The 18,117-nt window shown below is 46.5% G+C and carries 14 protein-coding genes; 8 read left to right on the forward strand and 6 right to left on the reverse strand.

Annotated elements, in window-relative coordinates; genetic code table 11:
* Positions 1-99 precede the first annotated feature (99 nt).
* On the forward strand, positions 100-2,346 hold the full coding sequence (locus tag DW657_RS05515; protein WP_118311723.1) for an inorganic phosphate transporter: 2,247 nt from the start codon (positions 100-102) through the stop codon (positions 2,344-2,346).
* Positions 2,347-2,469: 123 nt separating this feature from the next.
* Here DW657_RS05515 and DW657_RS05520 read toward each other — a convergent pair whose 3' ends face one another.
* Both DW657_RS05520 and DW657_RS05525 read right to left on the reverse strand, forming a co-directional pair.
* A complete protein-coding gene (locus DW657_RS05520; RefSeq protein ID WP_147381889.1) occupies positions 2,470-4,644 on the reverse strand; it encodes a Plug domain-containing protein in 2,175 nt (724 codons plus the stop codon).
* Positions 4,645-4,650: 6 nt separating this feature from the next.
* A complete protein-coding gene (locus tag DW657_RS05525) occupies positions 4,651-5,076 on the reverse strand; it encodes a hypothetical protein (protein ID WP_118311725.1) in 426 nt (141 codons plus the stop codon).
* Positions 5,077-5,360: 284 nt separating this feature from the next.
* Between DW657_RS05525 and DW657_RS05530 the strand changes: the two genes are divergently transcribed.
* The 3 genes from DW657_RS05530 to queF all read left to right on the forward strand — a co-directional run bounded on the left by DW657_RS05530 (position 5,361) and on the right by queF (position 7,276).
* Positions 5,361-5,768: an Hsp20/alpha crystallin family protein gene (locus DW657_RS05530; RefSeq protein WP_089543473.1), complete on the forward strand. Its 408-nt coding sequence runs from the start codon at positions 5,361-5,363 to the stop codon at positions 5,766-5,768.
* A gap of 281 nt (positions 5,769-6,049) precedes the next feature.
* On the forward strand, positions 6,050-6,739 hold the full coding sequence (locus DW657_RS05535) for a queuosine precursor transporter (protein WP_118311745.1): 690 nt from the start codon (positions 6,050-6,052) through the stop codon (positions 6,737-6,739).
* 81 nt (positions 6,740-6,820) lie between these two features.
* A complete protein-coding gene (gene queF / locus DW657_RS05540; RefSeq protein WP_117661520.1) occupies positions 6,821-7,276 on the forward strand; it encodes a preQ(1) synthase in 456 nt (151 codons plus the stop codon).
* A gap of 55 nt (positions 7,277-7,331) precedes the next feature.
* Here queF and menB read toward each other — a convergent pair whose 3' ends face one another.
* The 4 genes from menB to DW657_RS05560 form a co-directional block, all read right to left on the reverse strand.
* Positions 7,332-8,153, reverse strand: a complete 822-nt coding sequence (gene menB / locus DW657_RS05545) for a 1,4-dihydroxy-2-naphthoyl-CoA synthase (RefSeq protein WP_089545278.1) — start codon at positions 8,151-8,153, stop codon at positions 7,332-7,334.
* On the reverse strand, positions 8,150-9,910 hold the full coding sequence (gene menD, locus DW657_RS05550) for a 2-succinyl-5-enolpyruvyl-6-hydroxy-3-cyclohexene-1-carboxylic-acid synthase (RefSeq protein WP_118311726.1): 1,761 nt from the start codon (positions 9,908-9,910) through the stop codon (positions 8,150-8,152). Before menD ends, menB begins: the two co-directional genes overlap by 4 nt.
* A gap of 71 nt (positions 9,911-9,981) precedes the next feature.
* Positions 9,982-11,028: an isochorismate synthase gene (locus tag DW657_RS05555; protein WP_118311727.1), complete on the reverse strand. Its 1,047-nt coding sequence runs from the start codon at positions 11,026-11,028 to the stop codon at positions 9,982-9,984.
* Between the two features lie 3 nt (positions 11,029-11,031).
* Entirely contained in the window at positions 11,032-11,484 is a 453-nt protein-coding gene (locus DW657_RS05560) for a PaaI family thioesterase (RefSeq protein ID WP_117661516.1), read from the reverse strand.
* A gap of 211 nt (positions 11,485-11,695) precedes the next feature.
* Between DW657_RS05560 and DW657_RS05565 the strand changes: the two genes are divergently transcribed.
* The 4 genes from DW657_RS05565 to DW657_RS05580 all read left to right on the forward strand — a co-directional run bounded on the left by DW657_RS05565 (position 11,696) and on the right by DW657_RS05580 (position 18,094).
* A complete protein-coding gene (locus tag DW657_RS05565; protein WP_118311728.1) occupies positions 11,696-13,978 on the forward strand; it encodes an alpha-N-acetylglucosaminidase in 2,283 nt (760 codons plus the stop codon).
* A gap of 17 nt (positions 13,979-13,995) precedes the next feature.
* On the forward strand, positions 13,996-15,126 hold the full coding sequence (locus tag DW657_RS05570) for an acyltransferase family protein (protein ID WP_118311746.1): 1,131 nt from the start codon (positions 13,996-13,998) through the stop codon (positions 15,124-15,126).
* A gap of 130 nt (positions 15,127-15,256) precedes the next feature.
* Positions 15,257-16,987, forward strand: coding sequence for a lysine--tRNA ligase (lysS, locus tag DW657_RS05575; protein WP_118311729.1), 1,731 nt, complete (start codon positions 15,257-15,259; stop codon positions 16,985-16,987).
* 108 nt (positions 16,988-17,095) lie between these two features.
* Positions 17,096-18,094 carry an NAD(P)H-dependent glycerol-3-phosphate dehydrogenase gene (locus tag DW657_RS05580; RefSeq protein WP_089545285.1) on the forward strand — a complete coding sequence of 333 codons (999 nt, stop codon included), beginning with the start codon at positions 17,096-17,098 and terminating at the stop codon, positions 18,092-18,094.
* The last annotated feature ends 23 nt before the right edge of the window (positions 18,095-18,117 follow it).

Below are 18,117 nucleotides of genomic sequence, written 5' to 3' on the forward strand. Positions count from 1 at the left end.
ACATCGTACTCGTATCTTTGCACCCAGAAAAGCAAGGGGAGAAATTTATCTAACTATGTAGAGATAAGCCCCTATAAAACAATAAACATTAATATAATAATGAGTACGATTTATCTTTGTATCGTGATCTTCCTGCTCTGTCTGGCAGTGTTTGATCTCTTCGTGGGAGTCAGCAACGATGCTGTCAACTTCCTGCAATCTGCCATCGGAGCTAAGGTGGCAAAGTTTCGCACGGTGCTGATCATCGCATCCTGCGGTGTGGTACTGGGTGCCATTATGTCATCGGGAATGATGGATATCGCCCGACACGGCATCATGAGTCCAGATCACTTTACCTTCGAGGAAGTGATGACGCTCTTCCTAGCCGTGATGGTGACGGATGTGATCATCCTGGATGTGTTCAATACGCTGGGTATGCCAACCTCAACCACCGTTTCGCTGGTGTTCGAACTCCTGGGAGGTGCCTTTATCCTCGCAACATTGAAGATGTACGGCGACGATAGCCTCAACTACGGCGTATTGCTCAACAGTAACAAAGCTTTGGAGGTTATCATGGGTATCTTCTCATCCGTCATCATCGCCTTCGTATTCGGTGCTTTCGTGATGTGGCTTTCCCGTATCATCTTCACCTTCAACTATCGCAAGCATTCACGCTACAGCATCGCCATCTTCGGTGGCATCGCCTTCACAGCCCTCTCTTACTTCATCTTCATGAAGGGATTGGGTAAGAGTCCTTACCTGCCAGCAGAATGGCGCGATTATATCGACCAGAACCTGGGCTTGCTGCTCTGCATCACCTTCGTAGGTTCTGCCATCGTAATGGAGTTCCTGCATCTCTGCCGCATCAATATCTTCAAGTTTACCGTATTGATGGGTACTTTCGCCCTGGCTATGGCTTTCGCCGGCAACGACCTGGTGAACTTCATCGGTGTGCCTCTCGCTGGTCTTTCTTCTTATCAGGACTATATGGCAAATGCCAACGGTGCTACTCCAGACCAGTTTATGATGACTTCTCTGATGGATAGCGCCAAGACTACTCCAGTTTATCTTCTCGCTGCCGGTGCCGTGATGATCATCGCTATGGCAACTTCCAAGAAGGCTCAGAACGTAATCAAGACTTCTGTGGATTTGAGCCGTCAGGACGAGGGTGACGAGATGTTCGGAAGTTCTTCTGCAGCCCGCGTGATTGTACGCAACTGCCAGGCTACAGATTCTTGGTTGAAGCAGTTTATGCCAAAGTCTTTGATGAACTGGATTAACAGACGATTCGACAAGAACGATGTAGAGCTGGAAGAGAGCGCTGCCTTCGACGTGGTTCGTGCAGCCGTAAACCTGGTATTGGCAAGTATGCTCATCACCATCGGTACCAACCTGAAGTTGCCACTCTCTACCACCTACGTAACCTTTATGGTGGCTATGGGTTCTTCACTTGCCGATAGAGCCTGGAGCCGTGAGAGTGCCGTGTTCCGTGTAACCGGTGTATTGAGTGTGATTGGTGGATGGTTCATCACAGCCGGTGTAGCTTTCGCAGCCTGCGCCATTGTCTGCCTCATCATGCACTTCGGCGGTGTAGGAATCCAGAGCTGCTTCATGGCATTGGTTATCTTCCTGCTCATCCGCAGCAACATCCAGTATAACAAGAAGGCAAAGGAAGAGAGCAAGGGCAGCACCTTCCAGTTGATGATGCGCTCACACGATCCAGAGATTGTATGGGATCTGCTTCGTCGCCAGGTATCCCGCACCCAGAGCTTCGTCTGCCACTTTGCACTCAACGAGTTCAACCAGATTATGGATGGTCTTGCCAACGAGAATCCTAAGTATCTCCGTCATGCCAACAAGGACTTGAAGAAGGAGCAGGATATGCTGAAGAAATACCGTCGCCAGGAGATGCTCGGTTTGAAGAAATCACCTATGGAGATTGCCATCGAGCGCAACACCTGGTTCCATCTGGGTGCCAACAGCAACCAGCAGTTCATCTACTCTCTGCGCCGTATGCTAGACCCGATCAAGGAGCACGTGGACAACAACTTCAATCCACTTCCTGCAGAATATACCAAGGAGTTTGCTCCTGTACGCCAGAAGATCAACGACCTGATGCGTATGAGCTGCGAGCAGATTGAGACCAGCCGCTACGAGAACTACCACGAGATTCTCGCCGAGGCAGATGCCTGCAAGGATGAGCTCAGCGTACTTCGCAAGAAGCATATCGACCGCATCCAGCATCTTTCAGATAATTCCCTGATGCAGATTTCGCTGGTTTACCTGAATGTACTTCAGGAGAGCCAGGAGTTCCTGAGCGTGATGAGACACCAGCTCAGAGCAGCCAAGAAGTTTATGGAAAAATAAAAGACTAAAGACATAAGGTAGCAACCTATGGTATAACAACAATATATCTATTCATTATCAAAAGAGGAACCCTCGCTTTTTGAGGATTCCTCTTTTTTTGATTATCTATCGTCGAATCTATAATTACTTTGTGTTTAAAGTCATTGGATATTCAAAAGACCAGATATCCGTACCGTCAACAACATCTACCAGCATACGGCAATTGTCTTTTCTTTGCCCTATCTGCTTTATATTCCCCTTCTTTACTACAGACAATCCCATAGGTGTATAATATGTTCCTTTAGAGACTGCAGCTTTTTTATTTCCAAAACGGGTTTTTACATAAATAGCCCCTTCCAATGCTCCATGCACGTATGCTAGAGTTTCCCATGGTTTGAGCAGCTTCACAGATTCTATTTCCAAAGCAGGCATTTCAAGAACAGACTCTATTTCGTAATCTTGGCGAGTTCCATCCACCAACAACACCAGAGATGAGCCATTCAATGCAGAGTTTCCTCTAGTAGATTGCAAAGAAAATCTCTTTTCAGCTTTTACGTCACTGTTATACAATACCCTTACTCCTGGCATAGATCTTAAAATATCCAACAGAGTTTGGTAATTGTGTCGTTCAATATGATCGTGATCCACGTAATTCACGCCATAAAATTCTGCGGATGTCATAGGCTTTTCTCTACGATATTTAGCTTTGACTACAACTTCCGGCAAATATTGGTCTTTAAATTTTCCTTTTTTGGCACCACTTTCATCAATACTAAAAATACGATTCGTTCCGGACTCAATCAGATGAAAAGCTGGAGGAAAAGTCATATCTTCAAAATGAATAGCAGCATTGACTGGTTGCTCCCGTACATTTACAGGCTGCAGAAAAAAGGTATCTCCATCCTCAAAGTCATCAACAGCCATTCTAAATCTACCTTTTTTATCTACCGGTGCGTCATACACCAAGGCATTCCTTGTATTATAGGCAACAACCTTTCCTCCTCTTAGCACCAAATCATCTATAGACATGACTTTTCCAATAATGAGCATATTTTCCTCTGGTAGATGAGTATATATGGCTGAATCTTTCAAGAGGGCCTCAGAAAGTTCAAATCGCTTAAATCTAGCAGTATTCATCCATGCCTGCAAATCGGCAAAGCGAGAAGAGGTTCTTTTCTGAAATACTTTTTTGGGAAAAGGCAATGGCGAATTATAATCCGACAAATACAGCAAATCACTTTCTGCATGAGAAACCCATTTGTCGCTATCAGAAACAAAACGTATGGACTCATACCTATTGCCAGCTAATACAACCGTATCATTGGAAAAGGTTCTTTGAGCTTCATTTATCAACGAATCTACATATTGCGGATATTGATACTTACAGACAATACTCGTTTCTGATAAAATCTGATGATTCTTATCTGTCAGAAACAGAGTTATGATTTTAGGGCTATTCGTAAGAAGCACAACCCCACTCTCACCAAACTTATCAATCTTACAAACACCATTTTCTCTACTGAACAAATAAAGTTCAGTATTATCCAACCTACCTTTTGCATTCAAGACTTCATAAAATAACTTATTACCATTCACAGAGCATTGCACTTTCATTTTCTTGTCGTCAGCAAAAGGCAGCAGGATCCTTTTATCCTTTCCAGAAATGTTAACAGACAAACTATATCTTTTACCCATTAATGGAATAAAATGAAAGACTGTAAATCCAGAATTAGAAGTTTTGACAGAACTAATTGTATCACCAGCTTCATTAAGCAGAGCTACCGGTAAGGATTCCAAGGGTTCACCTTGAGAATTTAAAAAGGATGCAGTAACCTCCTGTATTCTATTAGGGCACAAAACTCCTGCCGTCGGATAAATATAACAAGAAACTTCATCATTATCCAAAGATTTGAGAGATGAAGGCTTGCTTCCGATATAAACTGGTTGATACGCAAAACTTTCAGAAGAAAAATTTCTCATCAGATTGGTATAAGAGCGTAAATAATAGGAGCCAGAATAAATTCGTTCCGTAGGAATTCGTGCCCTAAAACTTCCTTCCTTTTTACAATCCACCCTCTGTCGAACCAAAACTGAATCCTGACTGTTCAAGAGTTCTATATATAGATAATTACTATAAGGTAAGAAACGATTAGCAGCCAGACAAGTCACAACGCCATTTACCTCCAGTGTATCCCCTGGATTCCATTCCGTCTTTCCTAATTCCAAAAAAATCTGTTCTGTTCTAAAATCCTTTGGAAGCTGAGCAAAGCCAAAAGAACACCATAAACCCAATAAAGACAATATAAAAACAACTCGCATAGGCAACTACTTTAGTTTATTCCATAACAAACGTATTTCATAATAGCAACGCCAATACCTTCCAGGAGTATCAGTATTTGAAATCGAAGTTACGTATCTTCCATTCTTTTCATCATACCATTTATCCACACACAGCTCTAGCACTGCTTCATCATAATTAGAATCATCATCGAGCAATATTCCACTTACTGATATCTGCCATGTTCCACTACCATAACTAATTATTCGTGGTTGACCAGGACCATATATTTCAGCATTAGGACTTGCTCCTTCTGGCGGTTCTGGCACAGAAAAAACAAACCGTTGCAAATCCGTTGCATTTAAATCTACACTTACAGTTGCCAAAACTCCTAAATCTGTAAGATGTGTAGTTTGTGAAAAAGCTATATTTGCAATACACAAACAAATCCATAATAACAAATTTCTTTTCATAACTCAATTGCATTAAAATTAATATTAGCAAAAGTAGAAAAAAAAGCACATACTCAAAAACTTACGAATAAACATTAACTATAATTAGCAGAAATCAATCGAATTCAAATAGAACTCTGCCATTCTAGGACATTTTGACACCTCTCACCGACGTTTTGGCAGAAGTTTACACTTTGGTACGGGGATTGTAAAAGAGGAAGTGTAAGCGGACAAGTAATTCGCTACACAACATAAATAATAACGAATAATAATAAATAAAAATAGAATCGGAGGTTAAGATTATGATGTACAGAAATTCTTGGATACCAGAGGTATTTAACGGACTCTTCAACGAAGGTAATATGCAGAAGGCTAATACTACAGCCCCTGCCATCAACGTCAAGGAGTCTTTGACAAAATATACAGTAGAACTTGCAGCTCCAGGAATGCGCAAGGACGACTTTGAGGTAAACCTCAATGAGAATGGCGATCTCCACATCAAGATGGAGAACAAGCATCAGCCTGAGCAGGAGGAGCACGTTTATCTACGTCGCGAGTTCTCATACGCTAAGTTTGAGCAGACCCTGATTCTCCCAGACGATGTCAACAAGGAGAAGATTTCTGCCAGTGTAGCTGACGGTGTGCTCACCATCCAGTTGCCTAAGATGCAGCAGGAAGAGCAGAAGATTGCACGCCAGATTTCAATAGGATAAGTGTTTTTGGGTTAGTTTTTCATAAGCAGATTGTTTAGTTAGGTTTTGGTTGAATAGATTGTTTAGTTTAGGTTAGATTGTTTAGTTAGGTTTAATTGTTAGATAAGTTAGGTTTAGTTAATACATATCGCCCTAAGTGCTAGTGATAGTACTTGGGGCTTTTTTTATGCAAAAAAACGGGTAAAGATTTGGCAGTTAGAGAGAAATGTTGTAATTTTGCAGCCCGAAATAAAAAGTAAGTATAACCCGAGTGCTTGGTAAACCTCGTAAAAAACAAGAAAATGGAAAAGAAAACAACTCAAGTGAGTGTGCTGTTCATGCTTTTCAGCATCCTCTTCTGCGTTTGTCTCATTGCGGCAAACGTGCTCGAAACAAAGCAAATTGCAGTAGGCCCGATTTCTTTGACTGGCGGCCTCATCGTGTTTCCGGTAAGTTACATCATCAACGATGTGGTGTGCGAAGTATGGGGCTATCAGAAAGCCCGCCTTCTCATCTGGACAGGCTTCGCCATGAACTTTTTCTTTGTAGCTCTGGGCGCCATCTGCGACTGGATTCCAGCCGCTCCCTATTGGACAAACGATGCCGGTTTCCATGCCATCTTCGGTCTTGCTCCCCGCATTGCCGCTGCCTCTTTCGTAGCATTCATCATAGGTTCCTTTGCCAATGCCTATGTGATGAGCGTGATGAAGATTCGTGATGGCGGCAAGCATTTCTCCGCCCGTGCCATCTGGAGCACCGTGGCAGGCGAAAGCTGCGATAGCCTTATCTTCTTCCCTCTTGCCTTGGGTGGAGTGGTTCCTACTTCAGAACTGCCGTGGCTGATGCTCTGGCAGGTGGTATTGAAGACCGTGTACGAAATCATCGTGCTTCCTGTCACCATCCGTGTGGTCAATGCGATTAAGAAACACGAGGGCGAGGATGTGTATGACAACAACATCTCCTACAACATCTTCAAACTGGGGACTATCTAGAGCCCAAAAAGAAAGTCCTTTCAGCAGAAAAGTTCGCCACCCAAAATTAACATTAAACACCAAACATTAAACATTAGAACTATGGATAGAAAAGAAGATGGGTTGAAGGCACTGGGTGCCAAGACCCAATATAGAATGGATTATGCGCCAGAGGTATTGGAGACCTTCGTGAACAAGCACCCTGGCAATGATTACTGGGTACGTTTCAACTGCCCTGAGTTTACCTCCCTCTGCCCTATCACGGGTCAGCCAGACTTTGCAGAGATTCGCATCAGCTATATTCCAGACGTGAAGATGGTAGAGAGCAAGAGCCTGAAGCTCTATCTCTTCAGTTTCCGCAACCACGGTGATTTTCACGAGGACTGCGTGAACATCATCATGAAGGACCTCATCAAGCTGATGGATCCAAAGTATATCGAGGTAACAGGTATCTTTACTCCTCGCGGCGGCATCAGCATCTGGCCTTACGCCAACTATGGCAAGCCAGGAACCAAATATGAGAAGCTCGCAGAACAGAGATTCGCTACTCACGAATAAAAAACGAAATAAAAAAACTCGGAAGATATCGAAATGTATCTTCCGAGTTTTTTTATTATGGGAACTGAGGATAATCCTCGAAGCGAGGCTTGCGCTTCTCCAGGAAAGCCTTACCGCCTTCCTGTGCCTCATCCATGGTATAATAGAGCATAGTAGCATCGCCAGCCAACTCCTGGATACCAGCCTGACCATCCAACTCGGCATTCAATCCAGCCTTGATCATACGGAGAGCCAAAGGAGAACGCTCCATCATGATTTCAGCCCACTCTACACAGGTATCCTCCAACTGATCGAGAGGAACCACCTTGTTCACCATTCCCATCTCCTCAGCCTCTTTTGCAGAATACTGCTTGCAGAGGAACCAGATTTCACGAGCCTTCTTCTGACCTACCATTCTTGCCAGATATGAAGAACCGAAACCGGCATCAAAGCTTCCCACCTTAGGACCGGTCTGACCAAAGATGGCATTCTCAGATGCGATGGTCAGGTCGCACATCACATGGAGCACATGACCGCCACCAATGGCATAACCATTCACCATGGCGATAACCGGCTTAGGCAAGCGGCGAATCTGCATCTGCACATCGAGCACGTTGAGACGAGGCACACCATCGTTGCCTACATATCCACCTCTGCCCTTCACATGCATATCACCACCGGCACAGAACGCCTTGTCGCCAGCACCCGTCAGGATAACCACACGAATATCCAGACAGTCACGACAGTAGTTGAAAGCCTGCGCCATCTCCCAGGTGGTCAATGGGGTGAAGGCATTGCGATAACGCTCACGATTGATTGTAATCTTAGCGATATGATTATACTCCTCGAAGATGATTTCCTTGAAATCAAAACCTTCTATCTTTTTCCATTCTCTCATATTTGAAAACTATTATAATATTTTTCTATTACCTGATTATCAGTTTCTATATCCGTTAGCACCTCCAGAAGCATCGGTCTGTCAGACTTGGTATGGATGAGCCAATCGAGCCCCTCATGCAACGACTTCATATCATCAGCATTCTGATAAGCCACATTCTGTGCCAGACAAATGTGATAAGCCGAGGTGCAATGCTCAGCCATCACCAGTTTCTCGCGCGCAGCACTCTCCTTCAATCCCTTGAACTTGGCAAAGATGGCTCCGCCGCCATTGTTCAGCAACAAGATGCGAAGGCTACCATTGAGATTCTGATTCCAGAGAGCATTCTGATCGTAGAAGAAACTCAGGTCGCCCAACACGCAGAATACCTTCTGCTGGCTCTTGGCATCCGGATGATGATACTCCGAAAGATAGATAGACAAGCCTGCTGCCGTAGATAGCGACCCCTCAATACCATTTACACCCCGATTGCAATGCACATACTGACGGGCATAGATGCAAGCCAGACGAATAGCCATGCTATTGCCATAAAAGAGACGGCACTCACGAGTATCATCCAGTGAATGAGCCAGATATTCCGTCTGGAAAGCCTTCACAGCTACCATACTGCTGAAGGACGGTTCATAATCGAAAGCATAACGTTTAGCCGCCCACAGTGCCTTCTCCCAACGTTCCTTATACGCATTCACTTCATCCCGATAAACCTGATCATAAGAAGTCATGGCATCTGCCAACTGTGTGGTATCACATGGGAAAATGCGGTCAATACGCATAAAGGTATCGATGTAATCACCATCTGTGCTTGCCCGCCATACCTTCGCCCCCTTCTTTACGGCAAGGCGAAGAAACTGTTTCAGACGCTTGCTCACCAAAGTGCCTCCTACATAGAGAATAAAATCGGGCATATAATCCTCGTCATACCCTATCTTATTCAGCACTTCATCGAAATTAGTAACCAGGAGGCCGCTGGAGAATTCCCGGCATGCAGGATCTTCACTTGATGTGCCCAGAGCCGTCGGTTCGATAAGCGTGACTGCCCATGAATCTATCTGCTTGATGCCGTAAAGCTGACTGCATGGGTAATCCTGCCCTACCACAATCATCGGTTTCCTGGCATTCAGGAAATCAAGCATATCACCATAATGGAAACTGCCGCCAAAGAGATTGGTCTTCACGTAATCCACCCAATGAGTTTTCGGAAGCTTATCTACCGTAAACTGATAAAGCGGTTCAGAAAGCTGGATATTGATGTGTACCGGACCTATCTTGCGATGCACACAGTCGATAACCGCTTCGTGCACCAACCGTTCGCAATACCATGCCTGCTCCTCATTGGATATAATCGGAAGATTCACACTCCTGTTGACCATCGTCCCAAAGACATTGGCTTGTGGCAGCGTCTGTCCATCCTGCTGTCCGATCCAAGTTTCAGGTCTATCAGCCGAAATCACGATGACAGGCAGTTTCTGATAAAAAGCCTCGCAGACTGCCGGATAGAGATTGAGCAATGCTGAACCGGAAGTAACGCATACCGCTACCGGATCGGGACATGGTGACGGATTACCCAAGGCAATGCCCATAGCCACAAATCCTGCACTGCGTTCATCGGTGACAGGATAGCAGGTAATGCCTTCCATCTCATTAAAATTATGCACGATAGGCGCATTACGACTTCCAGGACAAGCCACAACTCTTCTCACACCATGAGATGCGAGAACACCCGTCAGGATATTGACATTATCGATATTACTAAACACGAGAACTTACTTATAATTAAGATTTTATAATTAATCAAAGAAAAACACGTCTGATGAACTGACCATCTCAGCTAAAGCAATACCCGTCTGATGGTCTGCATCTTAGCTTCAGTCTCTTTCCATTCCTTTTCCATCTCGCTCTCCTTGAGCAATCCGCCACCGGCATAGAGTTCACAGGTTCCATCCGGCAGGATATTCATGCAGCGAAGGGAAACGAAGAGATGGGTCTTACCTTGCGGAGAGACAGGTCCCACAAAACCACTATAGTATTTGCGGGGCTGATGCTCATGCTGCAGGATAAACCGGCGGGCTTCCTCCTTCGGAATTCCGCAGACTGCAGGCGTAGGATAGAGTGCATCTATCACATCTCCCAACCTGCCTTCATCCCGCAGACGGAAACTGATATCCGTACGAAGATGATAGAGGTTTGCTGCCATCGTGGTATAAGGTCCCTTGAGCTGATAATCATCAGCAAAAGCCTTGATGCAATCTTCGATATAATCCGTGACATACTGTTGCTCCTCCTGATTTTTATGCGACCATTCCACGCCCTCCACCGGATAATCGGCAACGGTACGGGAAGGTTCCGCCTTCTGGGTACCTGCCAGCGACATCGTACTCATATTTCCCTGTTCTCCCTTGAGCAGAATCTCAGGAGTAGCCATCAGCCACATTCCCGACTGCGGGGTATAAACCAGGGAGACGAAGAGACGGGGATACATCCGGCACGCCTTCATGAAGAGACTTTCGAAATCCTTATCAGCAGTTCGCACAGTTGCCTTTCTTGCCAACACAATCTTTCTGAAAGTACCTTTCTCCAATTCCTGATGAAAGCATTCAAAATCTTCGGCATAGGCATCACGATCAGAAGCGTTTTCTGCCTGAGTAGAATCAGATGTTGAAATCACTTTTGCGTCAGAGATGGGCAAAAGCTTGCTTTCATCCGGATGAATGAGCAGCACAGGGCAATCGCCGGACGGCGAGAAAGGAGCTATCACAAAGCCCTCCTTGCCATTCAGTTCCGCCACCGAGGAGAGCACTTCCGGCTCACCCTCATGCTGCGCCACATAATGAGCGTGATGCAGATAAGGCAAACGATAGTATGCAAATGCTGTCATACCTTATTCTTCTGTCTTTTTAGATTCTTCTTTCTTTGAGTCTTTCTTTTTGGGAGTAAACACATAGTTGGTTACCTGCACGGTACAGATCAACTCACCGGCTGTATTCTTGATGGCTACCTCCCAAGTGTGCAAGGTTCTGCCCTTGTGTACCAGTTTGGCGTATGCCGTAACCGTATCACCTTCACTCACAGCCTGTACATGAGTACCACTCACATTGATGCCCACAGCAATCTGTCCCGGGCACAAAGCCAGAGAGCCAATGCCTGCTACATTCTCGGCAAGAGCCAGAGAGGCACCTCCACTCAAGAATCCGAAAGGTTGGCGGTTACGCTCATCCACTTTCATGGAAGCCTGAAGCGTATCAGGCTCTGGGGTAGATATGAAATGCATGCCGAGGGTCTTGGAAAGTCCATCGGTCTTGCTGATTCTCTTTACTAATTCATCTATGTTCATCCTTTATCAAAATTTAAAGTTGGTCGTTTAGGGGGATAAGAGCGAACGGATGTCCAGCTCACTCCTCACCTCATTTTCCTGCAAAAGTAATGCAAATTAAAGACAAAACAAAATAAATAAGTCTTTTTTAATCTTTTAAGCACTTTTTGCTTGGCATTATCGGCTTTTTCCACTATCTTTGCAGCATATTGAAACAACAACAAACAATTTTATGAAAAAATTACTTCTAGGACTATTATGCACCGTTACTCTGGGCGCATACGCTAATCCGGCAGACGATCTTCTGAATCGAATCGACAAGGGGGCTGCTGCCAAGTTTAAGACCATCCTTGTAAAATCAGACAAGGATTTCTTCGAGATAGACCAGGCTGGAAATGGCAAGAACACCACTGCGCCTAAACCAGCAGGCAAAAACAATCCTATCATCATCCGAGGCAACTCCTGGGTCAATATTGCCGTGGGCATCAACTGGTATCTGAAACACCATGCCGGCATCCACATCACCTGGAACAATATGAACCAAAAATTGCCAAACGTTCTTCCTGCCGTAAAACAGAAAGAGCGCCATGAAACCGACCTCAAGCTTCGCTACGATTTCAATTACTGCACCTTTTCTTATACGATGGCTTTCTGGGATTGGAACCGATGGCAGAAAGAAATAGACTGGATGGCATTGCATGGTATCAATATGCCGCTGGCTGCCGTGGGCACAGAATGCGTATGGCGCAATATGCTCCTGAAACTCGGTTATTCTGAGGAAGAAGTGGGCAAGTTCATCGCCGGACCAGCCTTTCTTGCCTGGTGGGAAATGAACAACCTGGAAGGCTGGGGTGGTCCGTTGCCGCAGAACTGGTATAAGCAGCAGGAAACCCTGCAGAAAAAGATTCTTGCCAGAATGAAAGAGATGGGCATGAAGCCAGTCTTACCGGGCTATTGCGGAATGGTGCCTCATGATGCCAAGAAGAGACTGGGACTGAACGTGACGGATGCCGGCAAGTGGAACGGTTACCAGCGTCCTGCCAACCTCTCTCCTACCGACAGCAGATTTACAGAAATCGCCGACTTATATTATAAGGAACTGACCAAGCTCTACGGAAAATCAGATTTCTATTCGATGGATCCTTTCCATGAGAGTGGAGATGATGCTGCCGTAGATTATGCCAAGGCTGGACAGGCGCTGATGAGTGCGATGAAGCGTGCCAACCCAAAGGCGGTCTGGGTGGTACAGGGATGGAACGAGAACCCTCGCCCTCAGATGATTGAAGACTTGAAGGTTGGCGACATCCTGGTACTCGACCTCTTCTCAGAATGCCGTCCGATGTTTGGCGGTCCTAGCATTCTGAAGCGGGATGGCGGTTACGGCAAGCACCAGTGGCTCTTCTGTATGCTCGAGAACTTCGGAGGCAATGTGGGTCTGCATGGAAGAATGGACCAGCTGCTGAACAACTTCTATCTGGCAACAGGAAAAAAGGGAGAAAGCAATCATAATAGTGAAACGCTCAAGGGTTGGGGCTTTACGATGGAAGGTTCGGAAAACAACCCGGTGATGTTTGAACTGATGAGCGAACTGCCTTGGCGTGCCGAGAAGACTACCAAGGAAGACTGGCTCAAGGAATACTGCTATGCCCGATATGGGGTACACGATGCAACCATCGAGAAGGCATGGGCGCTCCTGGCGCAGAGCATCTACAACTGTCCGGTGGGCAACAACCAGCAGGGTACTCACGAGAGCATCTTCTGCGGTCGCCCTTCGCTCAACAACTTCCAGGTTTCCAGCTGGTCGAAGATGCGCAACTATTACGACCCAGAGGATACCCGACAGGCAGCCATCCTCTTTGCCAGTGTTGCAGACAAATACCGTGGCAACAACAACTATGAGTACGATCTGGTAGATATCTGCCGACAGGCTCTCGCCGACCAGGGACGCAAACAGTACTGGAAGACCATCGCCGACTATCAATCATTCTCCCGCAAGGAGTTTGACAAGGATGCCGACCGTTTTCTGAAGATGATTCTGCTGCAGGACAAGTTGCTCGCCACCCGTCCGGAATTCCGTCTGGGCCACTGGATAGAGGAAGCGCGCAACCTGGGTAAGACCGCAGCAGAGAAAGACCTCTACGAATGGAATGCCCGCGTACAGATAACCACTTGGGGCAACCGTGTCTGTGCCGACGATGGAGGCTTGCGAGATTATGGACATAAGGAATGGCAAGGATTGCTGAAGGACTTCTACTACAAGCGCTGGAGTACCTATATGAAAGCCCTCGCCGACCAGATGGCGGCTTGCACGAACATCGATTACGAGGCTTTGGGCAGTGGCAAGAATGCCGGCAAGACATCCGCAGAACTCTTCCAACTGGCATTGCCTAGTGCTCCGAAAATCGACTGGTATGCGCTGGAGGAGCCTTGGACCCTGCAGAAGAACCCATACTCTTCGAAGCCAGAGGGAAATCCTGCAGACATAGCCAAAGAAGTCATTCATTTCATCAAGTAATTCATGATATCCATCAGATAAATATGAACAGATTAAAATCACTCGACGTGATGCGAGGACTCACCGTAGCCCTTATGATATTAGTAAACAATGGCGGGGAGCATAACTACAGTTTCCTGGAGCATAGCAAGTGGAATGGTCTCACCCCATGCGACCTGGTCTTTCCCTTCTTCCTCTTCATGATGGGAATGTCCACCTTTCTATCCCTGAAGAAGACTGAGTTCAAGCCTTCTGCCGCCATCTACAGAAAGATTGCCAAGCGAACCGTCCTGCTCTTTCTCATCGGTCTGGGCATCAACTGGTTTGACATGATATGCAACGGAGGTGGGCTAGACTTTGCCCACCTCAGAATCTGGGCTGTCCTGCAGCGCATCGCCCTCTGCTACGGAGTAGTGGCTATGCTTGCCATCACCCTGAACCACCGTTACTTCATCCATACCATCATCGGACTGATTGTCATCTATATAGGAATCCTGGTATTTGGCAACGGCTATGCATACGATGCCTCCATCAACATCCTGGCACAGGTAGATAGAAGCATTTTCGGCATCGACCATCTCTATCATAGAAGTCCGGTAGATCCCGAAGGACTGCTGAGCACGATTCCAGCCATCGCCCATACGATGATAGGATTCCTCTGCTGCAAGTACATCTCCATTGCGGGGCAGACTGTAGAATCCAAGATCAAGGTCTTGAAAGTGGCAGGTCTTGTGATGGTAGCCCTGGGATTCGGACTCTCCCTGATAGGTTTCGGAATCAACAAGCGCATCTGGAGTCCCAGCTACGTATTCGTAACCTGCGGATTCGCATCCTGGATATTGGGTATCCTGGTACAGTTTATCGACGGAAGAGGTGCTGCTACCGATTCAGCTGCGACAGGCGACAGCCAGAAGAAGCCGCAGAAAGACAACATCCTGACCAGGGGATTGCTCGCCTTTGGCATGAACCCACTCTTTCTCTATGTGATGAGCGAGGCGCTCGCCATTCTCTTCGGCAGCTTCGGCATCAAGGCAGATATCTTTGCCGGCATTCACAGCCTCATCACCGATGATTATGTGGCATCGCTCACCTACGCCCTCTTCTTTGTAGCCATCCACGCCGTGATGGGAGTCTGGATGTATCACAAGAAAATCTTCATCAAACTATAGGCTCGTGCAATTTTTGCATAGATAAATCACCTTATTGTATTAAAAAGCATAAAAATAGGGTGCGAGTTCGGAAAATTATTTGTATTTTTGCACCAAAATAAGAAAATATAAAGATATATCTGAATATAATATGAACATTTTAGAGTTAAGCGAACAGGAGATCGTTCGCAGACAGAGTCTTCAGACATTGCGCGAGATGGGCATCGATCCATATCCAGCAGCAGAGTTTCCAACCAATGCATTCAGCACTGATATCAAGGCTGAGTTCAAGGACGAGGACGAGCCACGCCAGGTAGTTATCGCTGGCCGTATGATGGGTCGCCGCGTAATGGGTAAAGCAAGCTTCGCTGAGTTGCAGGACTCAAAGGGAAGAATCCAGGTCTATATCGCCCGCGACGAGATTTGTCCAGACGAGAACAAGGACCTTTATAATACTGTATTCAAGAAGCTCCTCGACATCGGTGACTTCATCGGTGTAAAGGGTTTCGTTTTCCGTACACAGACTGGCGAGATTTCTGTTCACGCCAAGGAGTTGTGCCTGCTCTCCAAGAGTTTGAAGCCACTCCCAATCGTGAAGTACAAGGATGGTGTAGCTTACGACAAGTTCGACGATCCAGAGTTGCGTTACCGTCAGCGCTATGTTGACCTCATCGTAAACGACGGCGTGAAGGATACCTTCCTGCAGCGTGCTACCGTACTCCGCACCCTGCGCAGCGTACTCGACAACGCTGGCTATACAGAGGTAGAGACTCCTACCCTGCAGAGCATTGCCGGTGGTGCTTCAGCCCGCCCATTCATCACCCACTTCAACGCACTCGACCAGGATATGTATATGCGTATTGCTACCGAGCTTTATCTGAAGCGCCTCATCGTAGGTGGTTTCGAGGGTGTCTATGAGATTGGCAAGAACTTCCGCAATGAGGGTATGGACCGCAACCACAACCCAGAGTTCACCTGTATGGAGCTTTATGTTCAGTATAAGGACTACAACTGGATGATGGCATTCACAGAGAAGTTGCTCGAGACTATCTGTATCGCTGTCAACGGCAAGCCAGAGCGTGAGATTGATGGCAACATCATCAGTTTCAAGGCTCCATATCGCCGTCTGCCTATCCTCGATGCCATCAAGGAGAAGACCGGTTTCGACTGCAACGGCAAGACCGAGGAAGAAATCCGCGCATTCTGCAAGGAGAAGGGCATGGACGTAGATGAGACTATGGGTAAGGGTAAGTTGATTGACGAGCTCTTCGGCGAGTTCTGCGAGGGAACCTTCCTCCAGCCAACCTTCATCACCGACTATCCTGTAGAGATGTCTCCATTGACCAAGATGCACCGTTCTAAGCCAGGCTTGACCGAGCGTTTCGAGTTGATGGTAAACGGTAAGGAGCTTGCCAATGCATACTCTGAGCTCAACGACCCAATCGACCAGGAAGAGCGTTTCATCGACCAAATGAAGCTTGCCGACAAGGGTGATGACGAGGCAATGATCATCGATCAGGACTTCCTCCGTGCCCTCCAGTATGGTATGCCTCCAACATCAGGTATCGGTATCGGTATCGACCGCTTGGTAATGCTGATGACCGGCAAGACCTTCATCCAGGAGGTATTGTTCTTCCCACAGATGAAGCCAGAGAAGAAGATGCCACAGAGCACCATCAAGGAATGGGCAGAGATTGGCGTGCCAGAGGATTGGGCATACGTACTCCGCAAGGCAGGTTTCAACCTCATCTCTGATATCCGTGAAGAGAAGGCTCAGGGACTCCAGCAGAAGATTGGAGAAATCAACAAGAAGTACAAGCTCGGCTACGAGAAGCCTTCTGTTGACGACATCCAGGGCTGGATTGACGCAGCAAACAAATAAAATCAAGTTTATTCCGTTTCAAGAATTAGAGAATTTCAGATCTTTTCTCCAATTCTCTAATTCTTGAAAAAACTTGAGAACATTTAACACTTAACATTATATAATAAGGTGTATAATTGCGGTAAAATAGCGATAATTGGCGGCGGTAGCTGGGCTACAGCAATAGCCAAGATTGTGGTGGGCCATACTCATCACATAGGTTGGTATATGCGTCGCGATGACCGCATCGAGGACTTCAAGCGTATGGGCCACAACCCTGCCTATCTGATGTCAGCACGATTCAATGTGGATGAGATATTCTTCTCTTCCGACATCAACAAGATAGTGCAGAACTACGATACACTCGTATTCGTTACCCCATCGCCTTACCTGAAGAACCATCTCAAGAAACTCAAGACACGGATCAGCGACAAGTTCATCATCACAGCCATCAAGGGTATCGTGCCTGATGAGAACCTTGTCTGCTCGGAATATTTCCATCAGGTTTATGACGTACCATACGAAAACCTGGCATGTATCGGCGGTCCTTCTCATGCCGAGGAGGTAGCCTTGGAGCGATTGAGTTACCTCACCGTGGGTTGCAGCGACACAGACAAAGCGCATGCCTTCGCCAACGACTGTTTGGCGAGTGAGTATATCAAGACCAAAACTTCCAGCGACGTCATCGGTATCGAATACTCATCGGTACTGAAAAACGTGTATGCTATTGCAGCAGGTATCTGTGGTGGTTTGAAGTATGGTGACAACTTCCAGGCGGTACTCATGTCGAACGCCGTACAGGAGATGCATCGCTTCCTCACTGCCGTCCACCCTATCGACCGTTGTATGTACGATTCGGTATATCTGGGCGACCTGCTCGTAACGGGTTACAGCAACTTCTCCCGCAACCGCACCTTCGGAACTATGATAGGCAAGGGCTATAGCGTGAAAAGTGCGCAGATAGAGATGGAGATGATAGCCGAGGGATTTTTCGGCACGAAGTGTATGAAGGAAATCAATCGCCACATGCACGTCAACATGCCGATTCTCGATGCCGTATATAATATATTGTACGAACGTATCAGTCCGCAAATCGAAATCAAGCTCTTGACCGACTCGTTCAGATAAAGGAGAAACATTAACACATTCAT

Origin of the sequence: Prevotella sp. AM23-5 (assembly GCF_003473645.1) — a bacterium.
Taxonomy (GTDB): Bacteria; Bacteroidota; Bacteroidia; order Bacteroidales; family Bacteroidaceae; genus Prevotella; species Prevotella copri_A.